Origin of the sequence: Desertibacillus haloalkaliphilus, assembly GCF_019039105.1 — a bacterium.
Classification (GTDB): Bacteria; Bacillota; Bacilli; order Bacillales; family KJ1-10-99; genus Desertibacillus; species Desertibacillus haloalkaliphilus.
On record NZ_JAHPIV010000009.1, the window covers coordinates 1 to 18511 of the forward strand.

20 protein-coding genes are annotated in these 18511 nt (G+C 40.2%); 17 read left to right on the top strand and 3 right to left on the bottom strand.

What is annotated here, in order from left to right:
• Positions 1–118 precede the first annotated feature (118 nt).
• Positions 119–925: a DUF2935 domain-containing protein gene (locus tag KH400_RS11105; RefSeq protein WP_217224649.1), complete on the bottom strand. Its 807-nt coding sequence runs from the start codon at positions 923–925 to the stop codon at positions 119–121.
• A gap of 160 nt (positions 926–1085) precedes the next feature.
• On the opposite strand from KH400_RS11105, the gene KH400_RS11110 reads away from it, so the two are divergent.
• Positions 1086–2099: a superoxide dismutase gene (locus tag KH400_RS11110; RefSeq protein ID WP_217224650.1), complete on the top strand. Its 1014-nt coding sequence runs from the start codon at positions 1086–1088 to the stop codon at positions 2097–2099.
• Between the two features lie 59 nt (positions 2100–2158).
• Here KH400_RS11110 and KH400_RS11115 read toward each other — a convergent pair whose 3' ends face one another.
• Positions 2159–3739 carry an alkaline phosphatase family protein gene (locus KH400_RS11115; protein WP_217224651.1) on the bottom strand — a complete coding sequence of 527 codons (1581 nt, stop codon included), beginning with the start codon at positions 3737–3739 and terminating at the stop codon, positions 2159–2161.
• Positions 3740–4172: 433 nt separating this feature from the next.
• On the bottom strand, positions 4173–4718 hold the full coding sequence (locus KH400_RS11120; RefSeq protein ID WP_217224652.1) for a hypothetical protein: 546 nt from the start codon (positions 4716–4718) through the stop codon (positions 4173–4175).
• Between the two features lie 170 nt (positions 4719–4888).
• Between KH400_RS11120 and KH400_RS11125 the strand changes: the two genes are divergently transcribed.
• The 16 genes from KH400_RS11125 to KH400_RS11200 all read left to right on the top strand — a co-directional run bounded on the left by KH400_RS11125 (position 4889) and on the right by KH400_RS11200 (position 18343).
• A complete protein-coding gene (locus KH400_RS11125) occupies positions 4889–5095 on the top strand; it encodes a DUF1657 domain-containing protein (RefSeq protein ID WP_217224653.1) in 207 nt (68 codons plus the stop codon).
• Between the two features lie 154 nt (positions 5096–5249).
• Positions 5250–5690, top strand: a complete 441-nt coding sequence (locus KH400_RS11130) for a hypothetical protein (protein ID WP_217224654.1) — start codon at positions 5250–5252, stop codon at positions 5688–5690.
• A 36-nt stretch (positions 5691–5726) separates the two neighbouring features.
• The gene (gene spoVAC / locus KH400_RS11135) at positions 5727–6206 is read left to right on the top strand and encodes a stage V sporulation protein AC (protein ID WP_217224655.1); all 480 of its coding nucleotides are present in this window, start codon (positions 5727–5729) and stop codon (positions 6204–6206) included.
• Entirely contained in the window at positions 6207–7223 is a 1017-nt protein-coding gene (gene spoVAD, locus KH400_RS11140; protein ID WP_217224656.1) for a stage V sporulation protein AD, read from the top strand.
• Positions 7223–7573 carry a stage V sporulation protein AE gene (gene spoVAE, locus KH400_RS11145; RefSeq protein ID WP_217224910.1) on the top strand — a complete coding sequence of 117 codons (351 nt, stop codon included), beginning with the start codon at positions 7223–7225 and terminating at the stop codon, positions 7571–7573. Before spoVAD ends, spoVAE begins: the two co-directional genes overlap by 1 nt.
• A gap of 14 nt (positions 7574–7587) precedes the next feature.
• On the top strand, positions 7588–7794 hold the full coding sequence (locus KH400_RS11150; RefSeq protein ID WP_217224658.1) for a DUF1657 domain-containing protein: 207 nt from the start codon (positions 7588–7590) through the stop codon (positions 7792–7794).
• A 37-nt stretch (positions 7795–7831) separates the two neighbouring features.
• Positions 7832–8692, top strand: coding sequence for a DUF421 domain-containing protein (locus KH400_RS11155; protein ID WP_217224660.1), 861 nt, complete (start codon positions 7832–7834; stop codon positions 8690–8692).
• Positions 8693–8868: 176 nt separating this feature from the next.
• Positions 8869–10020 carry a D-alanyl-D-alanine carboxypeptidase family protein gene (locus tag KH400_RS11160; protein ID WP_217224912.1) on the top strand — a complete coding sequence of 384 codons (1152 nt, stop codon included), beginning with the start codon at positions 8869–8871 and terminating at the stop codon, positions 10018–10020.
• A complete protein-coding gene (locus KH400_RS11165; protein ID WP_217224661.1) occupies positions 10013–10606 on the top strand; it encodes a nucleoside recognition domain-containing protein in 594 nt (197 codons plus the stop codon). The genes KH400_RS11160 and KH400_RS11165 overlap by 8 nt, the downstream gene beginning before the upstream one ends.
• A 2-nt stretch (positions 10607–10608) precedes the next feature.
• Positions 10609–11142 carry a spore maturation protein gene (locus KH400_RS11170; RefSeq protein ID WP_217224662.1) on the top strand — a complete coding sequence of 178 codons (534 nt, stop codon included), beginning with the start codon at positions 10609–10611 and terminating at the stop codon, positions 11140–11142.
• A gap of 153 nt (positions 11143–11295) precedes the next feature.
• The gene (locus tag KH400_RS11175) at positions 11296–12030 is read left to right on the top strand and encodes a pseudouridine synthase (protein ID WP_217224663.1); all 735 of its coding nucleotides are present in this window, start codon (positions 11296–11298) and stop codon (positions 12028–12030) included.
• 94 nt (positions 12031–12124) lie between these two features.
• Positions 12125–12652: a thiol-disulfide oxidoreductase ResA gene (gene resA / locus KH400_RS11180; RefSeq protein WP_217224664.1), complete on the top strand. Its 528-nt coding sequence runs from the start codon at positions 12125–12127 to the stop codon at positions 12650–12652.
• A gap of 12 nt (positions 12653–12664) precedes the next feature.
• The gene (resB, locus tag KH400_RS11185; protein ID WP_217224665.1) at positions 12665–14341 is read left to right on the top strand and encodes a cytochrome c biogenesis protein ResB; all 1677 of its coding nucleotides are present in this window, start codon (positions 12665–12667) and stop codon (positions 14339–14341) included.
• The gene (ccsB, locus tag KH400_RS11190) at positions 14325–15512 is read left to right on the top strand and encodes a c-type cytochrome biogenesis protein CcsB (RefSeq protein ID WP_217224666.1); all 1188 of its coding nucleotides are present in this window, start codon (positions 14325–14327) and stop codon (positions 15510–15512) included. The genes resB and ccsB overlap by 17 nt, the downstream gene beginning before the upstream one ends.
• A gap of 315 nt (positions 15513–15827) precedes the next feature.
• On the top strand, positions 15828–16544 hold the full coding sequence (locus KH400_RS11195) for a response regulator transcription factor (protein ID WP_217224668.1): 717 nt from the start codon (positions 15828–15830) through the stop codon (positions 16542–16544).
• The gene (locus KH400_RS11200; protein ID WP_217224671.1) at positions 16544–18343 is read left to right on the top strand and encodes an ATP-binding protein; all 1800 of its coding nucleotides are present in this window, start codon (positions 16544–16546) and stop codon (positions 18341–18343) included. The genes KH400_RS11195 and KH400_RS11200 overlap by 1 nt, the downstream gene beginning before the upstream one ends.
• Positions 18344–18511 lie beyond the last annotated feature (168 nt).

The window sequence follows — 18511 nt, forward strand, 5'->3', positions numbered from 1 at the left end:
TGAATCGAGAGGTTCACGTACGGTTCTGTGAGAGCCTTTGGGTGAAACTCCCATTGGCTACTTGACTGAGAGGTCGGATAATCAATTAATGATTATCCTCCTACTCGATTGTTGTGCTTCATTCCTGTGTTCTTGGTTTTGTTGGATCACAATCAGGTTGAGAGGTGTCTGATGATTCAGCCAATTTAAAGAGGTAATAGCACTCTTCTCTAGCCATATGATCAGCCATTAATGCTGAAAAGGTGGATAGAACCTCGTTTGAAAGTTCTAGCTCTTCAATCTCGGCTAAAAAAGCTTTAAATAACGCGACCTCAAGTTCGACTTGGTTATTAAACCTTGATAAAGCCGGAAATTGTTCGATATTTGCCCTAAGGTACCCTGCCATTTCAACGGCTTTGATATAAAAATCTTCAAAAGTTGTCGTGAATGCATCACTTTTTTTTGTTAATTTCTTTTCTGTTGCATCAAGTGAGTCTGAAATCGCACCTGCATGACCGGCAGCATCAAGTAACCAAACAAGATGGTGGTGAAGGGGATGGCAAATGGGTGGTGTTTGTTCATTCACTAAGTACGTTAAGATGCGGATATATTCATCGACTTCATTAACCATATGATTTAAAAAGGTGGGTGGAAGTTCAATCGTAATTTGACCAACTAGATGCTTTTCGATCAGTGATAGCTTAAACTCCCGAATGCTTTTCGCATTAGCATCCGCGTCTTCGTTAAGTGAACGCAGTTGTGCACGTGTAAGTACGTCGTTTGCTTGGTCAAGTAACTGATCAAATGCCGAAATAAACATTTCCGAAGCCTTAATTTCCTCTGTTTCGGTTGGAGCAAGTGCATCACGGATAAATCGAGCGTGATCGCCTAGAACTTGTAACCAAAAGCGATGTTCAAACAAGGCGGTTTCGAGATAGTGATCCATGCCACGTTCCCTCCTTACTATTTTCAAACCTACCATATGCGTCCATCAAGTGATGTGTGATCTATGTTTCAGTCAAAAAAAGGTGAGAGTGATTCTTGGTGAACACTTTATGCACGTGTGGGCATATAGTAAAGCGAGTCATTCGTTAAAGGGGGATAATATGGAACGTCATCTTGAAACATATCGATCCTACAAAGAAGAGTTGCTTGACTGGTACGATCGTGTTATTAAACTTGTAGGTGTTGATAATGAAGAAGAGTCAAGAGGTGGACTTGACGATCACGCACAATTAAAAGCAAAAATTGACGCATTTGAAGATGAGCTAAAAGACATAGAGGAGAATCTAGAACCGGAAGCTACTCTTGAAAAAATAAATCGTCTTCAAGATTCTTCACAAGCTTTATATGAAGAGTGGTCAGCGCTCTACGCGTTGGAAGAGAGTGATGATAACAACGAGATTAGAAATGAGGATAACCAAATAGACGAAGAGGATCTCATAAATCGACAGGAAGTACAACAGCAATCGGTCGAACCTGTAGCGATGAGGCGTGTACCGATTGGGAAACATACCCTCCCACCTCTACCATATGCGTATGATGCATTAGAGCCTTACATTAGTGCGGAAATTATGAGGTTGCATCATTCTGAGCATCACCAAGGTTATGTAGATGGGTTGAATAAAGCGGAAAAAGAAATGGAGAAGTCAAGGAAGTCAGGGGACTTCGACCTGATCAAACACTGGGAGCGTGAAGCTGCCTTTAACGGTGCTGGTCATTACCTTCATACGATCTTCTGGAACATTATGAGTCCAAGGGGGGGAGGGCAACCACGACGGGAAGTTGCTACACAAATCAATCAAGACTTTGGAAGCTTTAAGCGATTTAAACAACATTTTTCTGAGGCTGCAAAAAAAGTAGAAGCGGTCGGTTGGGCTATCCTTGTTTGGGCCCCGCGTTCGCATCGTTTAGAGATTTTACAAGCTGAAAAACATCAAAATTTAAGTCAATGGGATGTTATTCCGCTGTTAGTCTTAGATGTATGGGAACATGCCTATTACTTACAATATAAAACAGATAAAGGTCAGTACGTTGAAAATTGGTGGAATGTTGTTGATTGGGATGCTGTCAATCAACGGTTTTTACAGGCGCGTACGCTTCGTTGGCAGCCGTATTAAAGTAGAAAGAGGACTGTCCCTCGACGAGACTCGGGGCAGTCCTACTTTTATATTACTTGTTATGGGGTTACAAGTTGTTTAAAGAAATCCTTTAGGTCAACCATTCGTCTGTATTTTGGCTGTTGGTCGGTGCCAGCGATGATCATGGCGGCTAATGTATCATTTTTATGCATACCACCATGCTCCCCTCCACCCTCATGTTCAGGAGCGCCTTCAGAGGCAAAACTGTAGCCTGGTTTGGCGTTGAGAACGAGATATGAGCCAGGATGACTATTTAATGAACTATATAGTTGGTTTAATGCATCAGGGTAGTCTTGATAGTGTATTTCGTTCATAGTAGGATCAAGTTCCAATGTTAAAATCGCTTCATTGCCCTCAATAGTCCACGACTGATCATAGCGATCATTCCACTGTCCACCAGGTTTAAATCGGAGCGTTTGCTCTTGGTTAGGTGAGAGGACATAGATCCAGTCATCTTCTTGCCAAGCCGAAAATGAGATGCGGTGATCAACCATCGCTGTCTCAGCAAGACTCGGTATAAGTGTTGGATCATGTAAAGAATAAACGTACGCACTTCGATGGTTATTAGCAAAGGCAATCTCTCCATTGCTTATATTCTCACGTAATGTTGATATTTGATAATCGTTGTAGATAGAGTCTAAGTTAATTAACATTTCATCTTTGTCACTTTTTAGTTTGTCTTGACCGTGATCACCAATAATGATAAAAATATTTTCCTCTAATGCTTGCTCCCAACTATCATAACTGTTTAAGATCTCCTGAAATAATAATTCCGCTCGCTCAAACCCTCTTCGGTAATGAGGACCGTGTTCATGAGCTTCCTTATCAAAATTAGGAAGGAAAACCGCAAGAAAGTTTGGCTGCTGATTATTTTTGATCAATGCTTTGGTTACTTCAATCGAATATTCATCATTCAGCCCGAAACGCTGATAGATAGAGTCTGGTAATGGTTGATTGGCAATCACATTAGGCTTGATGGCGCTGCCGAATGCTAATAGGTCAGGTCCTTTCGTTAGTAGGGGGCCGTTTGGAGACACTAGACCATCTAGCAATGGTGGAAGTGTAAGTTCGTGTTCACTTTCCCCACGATAGACGATCATATTGACTGACCCTGTTGTCAATCTTTCTTGCTGTAACTCTTCAAAAATGGTTGTTGTCTGTGGATTTAAGTGTGTATTATTCAAATGATATAACGAGTCCTGTAACGATTGAGTTAATCCTAATTTAAGCATTTTTTCGATGGTTGAACCGTAGTCAACAAGCCGGTCTTCATCCTGCTTATACCAAACCAATCCCGGTACTTGGTGGTTATCAGCCATTGTACCTGTTAAAATCGTACTTTCAATATTTACAGACATCGATGGAAACGGTGAGACAAGGTCATTGTAATATTGACCGTTTTCCATTAAAAAGTCTATGGCGGGTACCATCCCTTTTTCTTTACTATTTTCGACGAGGGAGCCCATCATTGAATCGAGAATAACAAATACTACATTTTTATCAGGGTGATCTTTTTTTCCAAGTCCTTGAATTGTATTTTTATCTTCATCTTCATTAGTCTGGCAACCGACTAGCGATAAAGCAATGATAAGCATAACAATGATTTGTTGTAGTCGCATACATTCACTCCTTTTATAGATTGACTTGGTAACAAACCTCGCTATTTTTGAATGTATCGAACAAAGAATCTTCCTATTTTACCGTTATTTTGACCAGAAGCTAAAAAAGATAAACAAAAAATAAAATCAGGGGCCCTCCCCCATAAGAGTCATTGTTCACATTTTGACAGGACAATATCCTATGCTAATTTATAAACGTTCCTTGTTTATACGAATTACCAACACGTATTTGCTCAGGAAGGTACTAAATAACGGAGTGCAAGAGGAGGGAAGGAGGGAGGGATCTCAACCTTGAGGTGATACAACATATCGATAGTGATCCACTCGTATTCGGCCTCTCAAATAAGAATGAGTCACTAACTAATTTCCGTCCTACATGTATTATGTAATCAACATGTTCGAATAAACGAGCTTGTGGTTTTACAATGATGTATCATTGGTTTTCATTTGAAAGTTGGTCAAGAAGAGGATCTAACTTTCGTAGCAATTCATGAGATGCGTGCATCATTTTTCCAATCTCGCTTTCTTTACTTCTATCATGACCTCTAAACACGGTTTTTACTTTCCCATTTTTCGTTAACCAGTAGGCATGCAAATAGTCATTGAATGCTTGCCAATAAGCTTCGATCGCCTGTAACTGTTGTGGTGAGAAGGTTGATGCTAACTGCTTATCGGTTAATCCAGATGAACGTGGAGCATTTTCAATCAGACGAGCATGTATGCTAACCGTTTGTTTGTCGACCGCATGACGAACTTTTAAAGCTTTGAGCATTAGATGAGAGCGTAATTCCTCTTGTAACGCATTTTGTTCAACACTTTCCTGTTGATGAAGGATATCGATTAATGCCTCTTGTTTTTCTTCGTTTCTCAGTTGTTGTTTATAGAGTGCGCGCTGTATCGTTACTAATTGTTGTATCTTCATAATTAAAATAATTAAAACAATGATTAGCATGACAGTCAGTATGATGTTCGTGTTCAAAATAACACCTCCCTTTTCCGTTCATTTATAACATAGAATACCAATAAACTCTCAGTTTGTGTAATGAATATCCTGTAAGTGACAATTATTGGTGCAAATAAATTCGGTATTTCTTCTCATCATAAATAGCGTACCAACAAATTTTTTTATCATGATTAGGGGGATGAAACATGACTGTAGCTACTCAAGTAAAACAAACGTTAGCAGGGTTAAAAAGTGCACAAGCTAGCTTAGAAACATTTGCTTTACAAACAGAAAATAAGCAGGCTAAACAAATGTTTCAAAGCATGGCTCAACAAACGCAAGGGATTGTAGACACAATCACACCACGTATGCAGGAAATTGAACAAGAGGAGCCACAGTACAAACAACAATAAGTGCAAGAGGTTGATGTAATGCAGGTTACATCAACCTTTTCATCATGTTTTATTTTCTTAAATCGTAACGGTAAAAAAAGCTACATAAAAGCGATTCTTTCTTTTCATACTAACCGATATATAACAATTTAGATTAGAGGGTAAGGTGTGGAGCATGAAATTATATACACTTATCATCATTGCTTGCTTGGCACTAATCACGGCTTGTCAAGGGCAAGGCATACAACAGGAAGAAACGATCTCGCCACAGCAGCTAGGTGAAGAGGCGGTCATCGATCAAACAAAAGCCGATGAAGCAAAAAAAATATTGATTTCAATGGAAGAAGTGATTGCAGTCAAAGGTGTTAACTATGAGGAAGATATTTATATTGCTTCGAAGGTAAGACATCTCGATCGACTTCAATTGGAAAACATTCGCAAAACAGGATTTGAAAAAATCAAGAAGCGATACCCTGAAGCCAATGTTCACCTTTCAACAGATGCTAAAGTTTTCATGGAATTAGAAGAATTAGAAAATAAGCTAAAAAAGAATGAAATCAGCAAATCGCAGACAGAAAAGCAGGTAAAAAAAATTGAAGAAGATATGAAAAGGTAAATGAGGAAAAACGTGTGAATGAAATGAGGGATCGATATGTCAGATCAAAAGAAAAAGAATTTAACACCAGTTCAACAAGAATATCAAAAATTTGCAAGTGAACATGAAATTAAACGACCGGTATTAAAAAATTGCTTGAAGGCATTTTTTGTTGGTGGTTTTGTTTGCTTGCTTGGACAGTTTGTTTCAATGTTCTTTATCCATTATTTTGATTTTACGGAAAGTACAGCTGGTAATCCTACTATTGCTGTGATGATTTTTATTTCTACGATGTTAACTGGGTTTGGGGTATATGATCGCATTGCACAATTTGCAGGGGCAGGTACCGCTGTGCCAGTAACGGGATTTGCTAATTCAGTTGCGTCCGCTGCGATTGAGCACCGTACAGAAGGTTATGTTCTTGGTGTCGGTGGGAATATGTTTAAACTTGCAGGATCTGTGATCGTTTTTGGAACGTTTGCAGCATTTGTGATTGCAATTATTAAAACAATGCTTATCCAGTGGGGAGGGTTGTAAATGTTAGTTGGGCACCGCACATGGTCATTTCCGAATCGTCCGGTTATTATCTCGACGGGGACGGTAGGTGGTCCTTTTGAAGCGAATGGCAATATTCCAAATGATTTTGATACGTTGCATGCCGATCTATGGTTAGGACAAGACTCCTACGAGAAGGCTCAGAAAGTACTTATGGAAGAAGCATCAACTAAAGCCATTGAAAAGGCCTACTTAAATAAAGAGGATATTCAATTTTGTCTTGCAGGCGACCTCATTAACCAGCTTACACCAACAAGCTTTGCATGTCGAACGTTAGCAACTCCCTACTTAGGTTTATTTGGAGCTTGTTCAACCTCGATGGAAGGATTAGCGCTCAGTGCTTTTATCGTGAATCACGGTGGGGCAAAGTATATTTTAACGGGTTCAGCTAGTCATAATGCAGCGAATGAGAAACAATTCAGATACCCGACGGAATATGGGGCACAAAAACCTCCGACGGCGCAATGGACGGTAACTGCTGCTGGGACAGCGATTGTCTCCAATCAAGGGAGCGGACCTGTCATTACATCTGCAACGATTGGTCGAGTCGTTGATATGGGGATTAGTGATCCTTTTAATATGGGAGGGGCAATGGCACCAGCTGCTGTCGATACCATTGAAGCACACCTTAAGGACTTGAATATCGATGCTGATTATTATGATTTGATTGCAACAGGCGATTTAGGTCACATCGGACACCCGATTGCTTCTGATTTATTGGAAAAGCATGGGCTAAAGCTGTCTCAAGAACAGTTTCAAGATTGTGGCTTAATGATTTATCGGGAAGGACAACCTGTATTAGCCGGAGGTAGTGGCTCGGGTTGCTCAGCTGCGGTTACTTACGGACACCTCCTAAACCGAATGAAAAAAGGTGAATTTAAGCGAATCTTAATTGTTGCTACAGGTGCATTGTTATCACCACTTTCGTTTCAACAGAAGGAAACGATCCCATGTATCGCACATGCCGTCTCGATTGAAGCTGGAGGTGAGAATGATTGATGATCTTTTTATCGGCTTTCATCGTTGGTGGATTGATTTGTGTGATTGGTCAACTGCTCATGGATGTCGTGAAGTTAACCCCAGCTCATACGATGAGTACACTTGTTGTAACTGGCGCGATATTAGATGGATTGGGGCTTTATGAACCACTAATTGACTTTGCTGGAGCAGGGGCAACAGTCCCGATTACTAGTTTTGGGAATTCGCTCGTCCATGGTGCCATGGCTGAAGCAGAGCAACACGGACTCATTGGTGTTATTACCGGGATTTTCGAAGTCACAAGTGCCGGGATTTCGGCCGCAATTATTTTTGGATTTATTGCCTCATTAATTTTTAGACCAAAAGGGTAGAATGGAGGTCAGCGATGACAGTAGCATCACAAGTAAAACAATGTTTATCAAGTTTAAAAGGAATTGAAGCAAGCTTAGGAGCCTTTGCTCTTAAAAGTGAGGATGAAGAAGCGCGTAAGGTTTTTCACGAGACTTGTTTGCAGACACGACGTGTTATTGCGGACATTGAAAACAGAGTTGGCGAGATGGAACGAGAAGAACCCCAATACAAAGGTTTTTAAATGGTTATAAACAAGAATGGAGGAAGGGGGGAAGTGAATGCCCGGTTGGATTGAAGTAGCCTTACGTTCATTTGTCGGTATTCTCATTATTATGTTTGCGACAAGATTGTTTGTACGAAAATCATTAGCTCAAGCCACCTATTTTGAAGCTCTTGCTATCTTCGTAATCGGGATCATCGTTGCCATTGGATCAGTAATGTTAAACATTAATATTGGCTTCTTATTAACAGCATTGTTTGTATGGATTCTCATACCTTATCTTGTCGGTATCTTATCACTGAAAAGTAAGACGTTCCGTAACCTTGTCGGTGGTCAAGGTATACCGATTATAAAAGATGGAAAAGTTTTAGAAGATAACATGAAAAAACAACGATATACATCTGATGATCTACTCAAGCAATTGCGTACGAGAAATGTATTTAATGTAGCGGACGTCGAGTTTGCCGTTCTTGAGCCGACAGGTGAGTTGAATGTGCTCTTAAAAAAGCAAAAGCAACCATTAACACCGATGGATTTGCAAGTCCCTGTAGCGCCCATTAAGGAACCGCAAACTGTGATTATGGATGGAAAGATTCTTGATGAACCGTTAGCAACGATGGGGTTTAATCGAAGGTGGTTGGAAGGTGAAGTTGATAAACAAGGGGCGGCCATCGAAAATGTCTATTTAGGACAAATTGATTCCTATGGACAATTAACGCTTGATTTATTTGATGATAAATTGAAAGTACCTGCGCCGGTTGAAAAGCCAATGTTACTATCAACCATAAAAAAATGTCAGGCTGATTTAGAGGGGTTCGCATTAGCGACAGATTCTCAAAAAATAAAGAAAATGTATGAACACAGTGCTAAAGAGATGCAAGATGTGATGCAGAAATTGTCACCTTATTTACGTGATTAACAAAAGAAAGAGTGTCAAAAAGTTTCGGGATGCCTCAAGAGGTTGATTAATACCTTTTGGGGCATCCTCGTTTTTTCTACGTTTTCTAGGTTTTCATGCAATTAAAGCATATGCATGTCTTTTGCGCATACACTTGTACAAAACAAAACTATGGGACGGGGATAGAGATGACGAAAATGTTTTATAAAACTGCCATCATTATGCTTTCAATTTTATTATTAGTTACGGTGGTTCCCACGAACACATCAGCAAACGTGTCAGTATCGGCACAAACTGCCATTTTAATGGAACAGGAATCGGGACGGATGTTGTATGGGAAACATGAACACCGCCAAATGAGAATTGCTAGTATTACTAAAATTATGACAGCAATTCTAGCGATTGAGTCTGGGAAAATGGAGGAGACAGTAACGGTGAGTGACTTTGCTTCTGGTACTGAAGGGTCATCGCTTTATTTGAAACCAGGTGAAAAAATTTTATTAGAGGATCTTGTATATGGATTGATGCTACGATCAGGAAATGATGCTGGTGTTGCGATTGCAGAGCATGTAGGTGGGAGCTTAGAGGGCTTTGTGTATTTAATGAATGAAAAGGCTGATGAAATTGGCATGGATAACACCGTATTCTCAAATCCTCATGGTCTTGATGATCATGAAGAGCACTACTCTACTGCTTATGATATGGCGCTTCTTACGCAATACGCGATGAAAAATGACAAGTATCGTGATATTTCTTCAACAGAAACCTATCGTGCCCCTCAAGAAGGAGAGGAATGGGATCGCATCTGGAAAAATAAAAACCGTCTATTGACCCAGCTTTACAAGCATTCAACGGGAGGGAAAACAGGGTATACGAAACGTGCTAAACGTACGTTGGTATCAACGGCAACAAAAGATGACGTTGATTTAATTGCGGTTACGCTAAATGCCCCAAGTGATTGGCAAGATCATATGAGCCTCTTTAATTGGGCATTTGAAAATTACGAGCTTGAAGACTTGGTTAAAGAAGGGGTCATTAAAGGGATTAAAGATGATTTTTATCGTGACAATGTAAGTGCAGCCTATACTTTTTCTTATCCATTAACTGAACTTGAAAAAGACATGGTTGAAAAAAACATTACGTTATACCGTCCGCCAGAGGATGAAGATGTAAATGAGTGGGGGGTTCCACAGCCTGTCGGGAAGATGACGGTAACGTTAGATAACGAAACGATTGCCAATGTCCCATTGTTTTATACCGCCCCTGATGGTGAAGAAGGTGAAAAAAGTTTTTGGACTAAACTTAAGGAAATGTTCTTTTTTACCATTGGAGTGAAGAGTTTTGATTAATGTCATATGGATGGCGATGATCCTTATTGGTGTCGCCTTTGCAGCCATAAATGGGCGTATGGAAGAACTAAATGAAGCAGTATTTGAAGGGGCAAAAGAAGCTGTTACGATTTGTTTTGGGTTAATAAGTATTTTAGTGTTCTGGTTAGGGTTAATGAGGATTGCCCAAGTTGCTGGATTGTTGAATGGGTTGGCAAAGGTGATGCGGCCACTTGCTACACGATTATTTCCAGATGTGCCAAATGACCACCCAGCTATGGGGTATATTTTATCAAATATGACAGCAAATATGTTCGGTTTAGGCAATGCAGCGACACCCATGGGAATCAAAGCGATGGAGCAATTGAAGGAATTAAATGGAGGGAAAGATAGTGCTAGTCGGTCAATGATTACCTTACTAGCAATCAACACCGCCAGTATTACCCTTATTCCGACAACGGTGATTTCGATTCGAATGAGTTATGATTCTGTCTCTCCTACTGAAATTGTCGGGACGACGCTCATGGCAACTACATGTTCGACAGTTGCTGCTATCTTGATTGACCGTTACTTCTATTATCGACGATTACGTAAAGGGAGGGGATAGACGTGTCATGGCTCACTGTGATCTCGATTTGGTTGATTCCCCTCTTGATTTGCTTCGTACTCGTGTATGGAACGGCAAAGAGAGTTCCTACTTATGAGACGTTTGTTGAAGGGGCAAAAGAAGGTTTTGGGATGGCCGTATCAATTATTCCATATTTAGTCGGAATGTTAGTGGCCATCTCTGTCTTCCGTGCGTCAGGCGCAATGGAATTTTTTATTGATTTGATGAAACCAATGTTACAAATGATTGGTGTCCCATCAGAGATTGTCCCACTTGCGTTAATTCGCCCTATTTCTGGGACAGGCGCACTAGGGATGACATCAGATTTAATTGCGACATATGGTCCTGATTCATTTATTGGGAGGCTCGCTTCTACGATGCAGGGGAGCACAGATACAACGTTTTATGTGTTAACCGTTTATTTTGGAGCGGTCGGAATCAAGAAAATGGGAGATGCCCTTAAAGTTGGACTGCTAGCTGATTTAGTAGGCGTTATTGCAGCGATTGTGATTGTAACGCTTGTCTTTGGTTCATAAATCACCAGCACTTGTGTTGGTGATTTTTATAATGGAAATGTATAATAATAATCGACTCTCGGTCATAATCAAAAGAGTGACAAAAATGTAAACTTAGGCTGGTAACTTGAGAATTTATATATGGAAGAGTATTATGGTAGACGAGGTGAAATTATGGAACGATTGCAAAAGGTCATTGCCCAAGCTGGTGTGACATCAAGACGAAAAGCAGAGGTTTTAATTCAAGAAGGTAAGGTAAAAGTCAATGGACAGGTGGTTCGAGAATTAGGAGTTAAGGTGACTCCAAACAAAGATGAAATTGAAGTAAATGGTGTGCCGATTGACCGGGAAGAACCGGTTTATTTTTTGCTTTACAAACCAACTGGGGTACTATCAAGTGTAAGTGATGATCGTGGACGGAAAGTTGTGACAGACTTTTTAGAAGTCGAACAGCGTGTGTTTCCCGTTGGAAGGTTAGATTATGATACATCCGGGCTCTTATTACTTACAAACGACGGTGAGTTTGCTAATCAACTGATGCACCCTACATTTAAAATTGACAAAGAATATATTGCAAAAGTAAAAGGTATCCCTGAACGTACAGCTCTTAAGAAGTTAGAAAAAGGGATTGAGCTCGAAGATGGGAAGACAGCGCCAGCACGGATAAAATTTATCTCGGGAAATAGAAAGAAAGATACTGCGATTATACAGATTACTATTCATGAAGGACGAAACCGTCAAGTTCGCCGGATGTTTGAGGCGATTGGTCATCCAGTGCAAAAGCTAAAGCGTGAGCGTTACGGTTCCCTTGATTTGAGGGGGTTAAATCCAGGGGATGTTAGAGAGCTAAAACCGATAGAGGTTAAGCATATTCGGGAATTAGCTGTCACACAAAAGTCAAAAAGCTAATGTTTCTACAAAGTTTTGCAACGTTATAATAAGGTTATTATACTGCAAAAAGTGTTTCATCAGAGATAAAGTATGACAAAGAGGAGAGTGGGGTATGAAAAAGAAACGATTGTTAATGCGTACCACGATTTTAAGTATTATAGGGGTTGCATTAGCTTATACCTTTTATGCAAACTTTTTTGATGACACAGAGGTTGTAAACGCAGGTGAAGAAGCAGTGAACTTTGCGTTAACCGACCTAGATGGGAATCGAGTCGAATTAGCCGATTTACGAGGCAAAGGGGTGTTTCTAAATTTTTGGGGAACCTATTGTCCTCCTTGTGAAGAAGAGATGCCGTACATGGAAAGTCAATATCAAGCCTACAAGGACCAAGGTGTTGAAATTATCGCTGTAAACGTTGACGAACCAGAATTATCGGTACAGAGGTTTGTCGATCGTCATAACCTAACATTTCCGATTGTTATCGACCGAGGCTCTAATGTTCTCGACGCTTATGGTATTCGTCCATTACCGACAACGATTTTAATCGATGAACACGGAACGGTCGTTCGGAAGCATATCGGTGGGATGACTGAAAGGGATGTTCAATCGTTTATGGAAGAGATCAAACCTGAGTCTTAATGAGGTGTTCAAATGGATAAAGTGAAATGTGAATGCGGACATGTTAATCCTCATGGGACAATCATTTGTGAATCATGTGGTAAGCCGTTAGAGGATGAAAAGAAGCAACTATTAAATATGCGCTATGAGGGGGTTGCTCGTAGGTCGCAAACGTATAATCAATCCATTATTGATAAGATATGGAATTTTTTCTCTTCAGTCAAAGTAGGGATAGGGATTATTATCGTTCTATTAATTGCTTCGTCAATTGGAACGATTTTTCCACAAGAAATGTATATCAACCCAACGTTAAATCCAGCTGACCATTATGCAGAGGAATATGGCGTTGCTGGTCAGATTTATTATCAACTCGGCTTTCATAACTTATATGGCTCATGGTGGTACATGCTGTTAATTGCAGCGTTAGGTGTATCGTTAATTATTTGTAGCCTTGATCGTGTCGTTCCGTTGTATCGAGCTTTAAAGACGCAACGTGTTACACGCCATGAAAACTTCCTTAAGCGTCAACGGATTTTCGGACGCTCGACTGTCAAGGATTCCCAAGAAGAGTTGGCGAAAGCGAAAGAAACGTTAGTGGAAAAGAAGTATAAGATCTCTGAAGAAAATGGGAATTTAGTTGCCGAGAAAGGGCGCTTTTCTCGGTGGGGCCCATATGTGAACCATATTGGACTTATTATCTTTTTATTAGGTGCGATGTTACGCTATTTTCCGGGGATGTATGTGGATGATTTTGTTTGGATCCGTGAAGGGGAGACCGTTGTCATTCCAGGAACAGATAGCGAATTTTATCTTGAAAATGAAAAATTTCTCGTTGAGCTTTATGATGAGGATGATGAGGTTTTTGGAGAGGCGATGCGACAGTCAGGTGCTCCAGTTGTAAAAACATATGAAACCCAAGCTGTCCTTTATCAAAGAGATGACTCCGGTACGATTGGAGAGACGGGGGAACTGATTGAAGTGGACAGACACAACATTCGAGTGAATGATCCATTTAAGTTTTCTGGATTCGCCCTTTATCAAGTCGATTATAAATTGAATGAGCTAAGTGAAATGAGTTTTGATTTGGTTCAGAAGGATAGTGGAGAATCATTTGGGCGTATTGATATTGATTTATATGACCCGCAACCAGAATATGACCTTGGAGATGGCTATAAAGTCAAAGTACTTGACTACTTCCCAAATTATTTCTTTAATGATGACGGAGAGCCATCAACACGGTCACGAATTCCTGATAATCCAGCATTTATATTTGAAATGATTACACCTGATTATCCAGATGGTGAGTATAGCTTTGTTGCTATACAGCAAAACTTAGAACCATTTGGTGAAAATGATTATCGGTTAGCTTTTGCGAATATCGATACGAGTCATGTTACAGCTCTAACGGTACGTAAAGACTACACACTAGGATTTTTAATTGTCGGTGGGATTATTTTTATGTTCGGACTCGTTCAAGGCTCTTATTGGGCACACCGTCGAATCTGGATCCAGCATCAACATGGAGAAGTTTGGATTGCCGCTCATACAAATAAAAACTGGAACTCATTAATGAAAGAAATTAGTGAAGTGTTGAAACCGACAACTTTAACGATGCCAGTGGACCAAGTCGAACAAGAGGAAAAACAAGAGGAAAAACAATTGGAAGAAAAAGCGCCTAAGGAGGATACAACGGATGGTAGCAATAAGTAGTAACCTGTTATTGGTTGCCTTTTTTACCTATCTCGCTGCGACAATTGCTTTCGCTGTTTCTGTGACAGGGAAAAAATGGCGAAATCGTGACGGTGAAATGAAAGGAAACCGCTGGGGGACGTTTGGTTTTATTTTCTCGATTGTAGCGTTTCTGTTTTCAATGGGGTATTTTATCCTGCGCTGGATTGCAGGCGGACATGCCCCTGTAAGTAATATGTTTGAATATACGGCTTTTCTAGGGATTATGATGGGATTAGCCTTTATCATTATATATGCGATATATCGCTCAAATATACTCGGTTTATTTACAATGCCAATCGTCATGTTAATTATCGCTTATGCATCGCTGTTTCCGAGTGACATTGCTCCACTCATCCCAGCGCTGCAAAGTTATTGGTTGAAGATTCATGTCATTACAACGGCACTTGGACAAGGGATCTTGGCGATCGGATTCGTTGCTGGTCTGATTTATTTAATTCGAACGTTAGACTTTACACAGTCGAATAAAAAAACGTTCTCATTAGAATTGGTTTTGTTTTTACTACTTAGTGTCTTCGGCTATATTGTGATTAGCTATGGTTTCAATGCTGCAAACTATGAGGCGAATTTTTCGTATATCAATGAAAATGAAGTAGAAGCAGAGGTCACCTACAATCTACCTGCTTTGATCGGTCCAAATGAAGCTCAATTATTAACTGAGGATCGTTTCTCACCATTGATCACGATGCCGGGTTGGATCAAAGCATGGGACTTGAACACGGTGATTTGGTCATTGCTTACTGGTGTCGTCTTGTATTGGCTAATACGATTAATTTTCAGAAAACGAATTGGGGCGATTATTCAACCGCTACTAAAAGGGGTTAGCCCACAAAAGGTTGATGAAGTTAGTTATCGAGCCATCGCGATCGGTTTCCCGGTCTTTACATTAGGAGGCCTTATCTTTGCGATGATCTGGGCACAGATTGCTTGGACAAGGTTCTGGGGATGGGATCCGAAAGAAGTATGGGCATTAATTACATTCCTGTTCTATGCCGCATACTTACATTTACGTTTGTCAAAAGGCTGGCATGGAGAAAAATCAGCGTGGTTATGTGTGATCGGGTTTGCGATTATCATGTTTAATCTAGTATTTGTTAACCTTGTCATCGCCGGTTTACATTCATATGCCTAATGAGAAGAGGCTCTCCTATGAGTAGCTGATCACCTCATTTGGGTACAATAGATAAACCTTTACATTCAGTTTTATCTATTGTGCCTGGGGTGACTGTTGCTTGGCTTTGGGGCTGCCTCTTTTTGTTGTTTATTAACGTTCATAGAACATGGTACAATAATAGATGTACATGCTCGAAATTTGGCTATCGGTGAGGTGCGTAAAGGGGGCGTAACCTTATATTGGCTGGGTGTATTTGAGAGCAGGGGGCTTTTCTTAAACGCTCGTTGTTTGAGAAATCGCAAATGAATCAACTATTAAATGGGGGATTAAAACATGGACATTGAAGCTAAAATTTTGATCGTAGATGATGAGGAGCGTATTCGTCGTTTATTAAGAATGTACCTTGAACGTGAGAATTATATTGTAGAAGATGCCGAGAATGGTGAGATGGCCCTAGAGATGGCTTTAGAAAAAGACTACGATTTAATTTTATTAGATATTATGATGCCAGGTATGGATGGTGTAGAGGTTTGTCAGGAACTAAGAAAAACGAAGGCAACACCGATCATTATGTTAACAGCCAAAGGTGAAGAAGCGAACCGTGTGCAAGGATTTGAAGTTGGAACTGATGATTACATCGTTAAACCATTCAGTCCAAGAGAAGTCGTTCTACGTGTTAAAGCATTATTAAGACGATCATCTTCAACTAAATTCCTGCAAACGGATACGGGCACTAAGGACGTTCTTGTCTTTTCACACTTAACAATTGATAATGATGCACACCGCGTTACAGTTAATGATTCAGAAATAAACTTAACACCAAAAGAATATGAGTTGCTGCTATATTTAGCGCAATCTCCAGATAAAGTTTTCTCAAGAGAACAATTGCTAAAAGATGTTTGGAACTATGACTTTTTTGGGGATTTACGAACAGTTGATACCCATATCAAGCGTTTACGAGAAAAGCTAAATAAAGTCTCAACGGAGGCAGCGAACATGATATCTACCGTGTGGGGAGTTGGCTATAAATTCGAGGTAGCGAAAGAATAATGCTTTGGCGTAGTGTAGTCGGTAAGTTGTGGTTGACAATCTTACTGCTTGTTTCCGTAGTACTGACAATTTTAATGGTCATGTTGTTACAGTTTTTTGAGCGATCGCATATTCAAGATGCTGAATCACAATTGACAAACCAAGCCAATCTAATAGCGACCATTATGGAAGAGTATGCAGATCGCCAGACAGCTCTTTCAACAATTGGGAAAATTGCAGACTCTTACCATACAAAGGTTTTAATTATTGAGGAAAATGAGGAAGATTGGTATTCTCAAAATGAGGTAGGTCTTGTCAATTTACCAGTATCTATTTACCGAGAAGATCCTGTTTTATCGAATGTGTTTGAGGGTGAATCAGTCGTTGTCAGTCAAGGTGATTTTCCTTTTTATGTTGACGGTGAAGAAATACATAACGAAATTATGATCGTTGGAGTTCCACTTACCGTTACCGATGATCATGAAGGGGCCGTGTTTCTCTATCAATCACTAGATGTCATTGCGCAAACGACTGATGAAACGAAGCGAATTGTCTACCTGTCAGCCGCCATTGCGATTGTAATGACGACAGTTTTTGCTTTTTTCTTGTCTTCAAGAATTACCGCTCCGCTAAGAAAAATGCGTCAAGTATCATTTGAAGTGGCAAGAGGGAAATTTGATACGAAGGTGCCAATCTTAACGAATGATGAAATTGGACAACTTGCGATTGCTTTTAATCGCATGGGGCGTGAATTAAATCGGAATTTAGCTGCCCTTAATCAAGAAAAAGAACAATTGTCACGAATCCTGAGCAGTATGGCAGATGGGGTTATTACACTCGATCGTAAGGGTGAAGTTGTTGTGACTAACCCACCAGCAGAGCGATTAATGCAAGCATGGTTTTATGAGCAAGGGTTAAATGGTGAAGCCGCAGCAGATTTACCTAAAGACATTAAGAAATTATTTCAACAAGTTGTCGCGATCGAAAAAGAGCAAATGACAGAAATTGATCTTCAAGGACGAAGTTGGGCGGTGTTAATGACACCTTTATATGACAAGTCATTTGTCCGCGGAGCAGTTGCCGTCATTCGTGATGTGACTGAAGAGCGCCGTCATGATAAATTACGTAAAGACTTTATTGCAAATGTTTCTCATGAGCTGCGAACGCCGATTTCGATGTTACAAGGGTACAGTGAGGCTATTATTGATGATATCGCTGGTTCTGATGAAGAAAAGAAAGAACTGGCGCAGATTATATATGATGAGTCGCTAAGAATGGGGCGTCTTGTTAATGAATTGCTTGATATCGCACGGATGGAAGCTGGACATATCCAGTTAAATCGTGAAGAAGTGAACGTCACAGATTTTTCTAGTCGGATTATGCGAAAGTTTCAAGGGCTTGCTAATGAACAACAAATACGTTTAGAAATGGATGTAAAGACCGATCATGACATATTATGGTTTGATCCTGATCGGATTGAACAGGTGTTAACAAACCTTATTCATAATGCAATTCGACACACGGGTGAAGATGACCGGGTGAAATTAGTTGTCACATCGTTAGATGAGGGAATAAAAGTTGATGTGCAAGATACAGGGTCAGGGATCCCGGAAGAAGATTTACCTTATGTGTTTGAACGTTTTTATAAAGCAGATAAAGCAAGAACACGTGGACGTTCGGGGACAGGCTTGGGATTAGCGATTGCCAAAAACATTGTAGAAGCTCACGGTGGACAAATATCTGTACACAGCAAAATAAATGAAGGTACGACATTTACCTTTTATCTTCCACACCGAAACGAGGAAACAGACGAAATGTAACGAATAATTTTGTTTCATACGTAACAAAAAAAAGGGATAATTCCAAATGTGACTGCGCCCCTTTGAGAAAGAATAGAAACTTTATCTATTGTTCCTAAGGTCGCGGTTGAATGGGGTCCCCTTTTTTACCGATTTGTTTAAATAATCGTTATCTGTGTAACGAAAGGC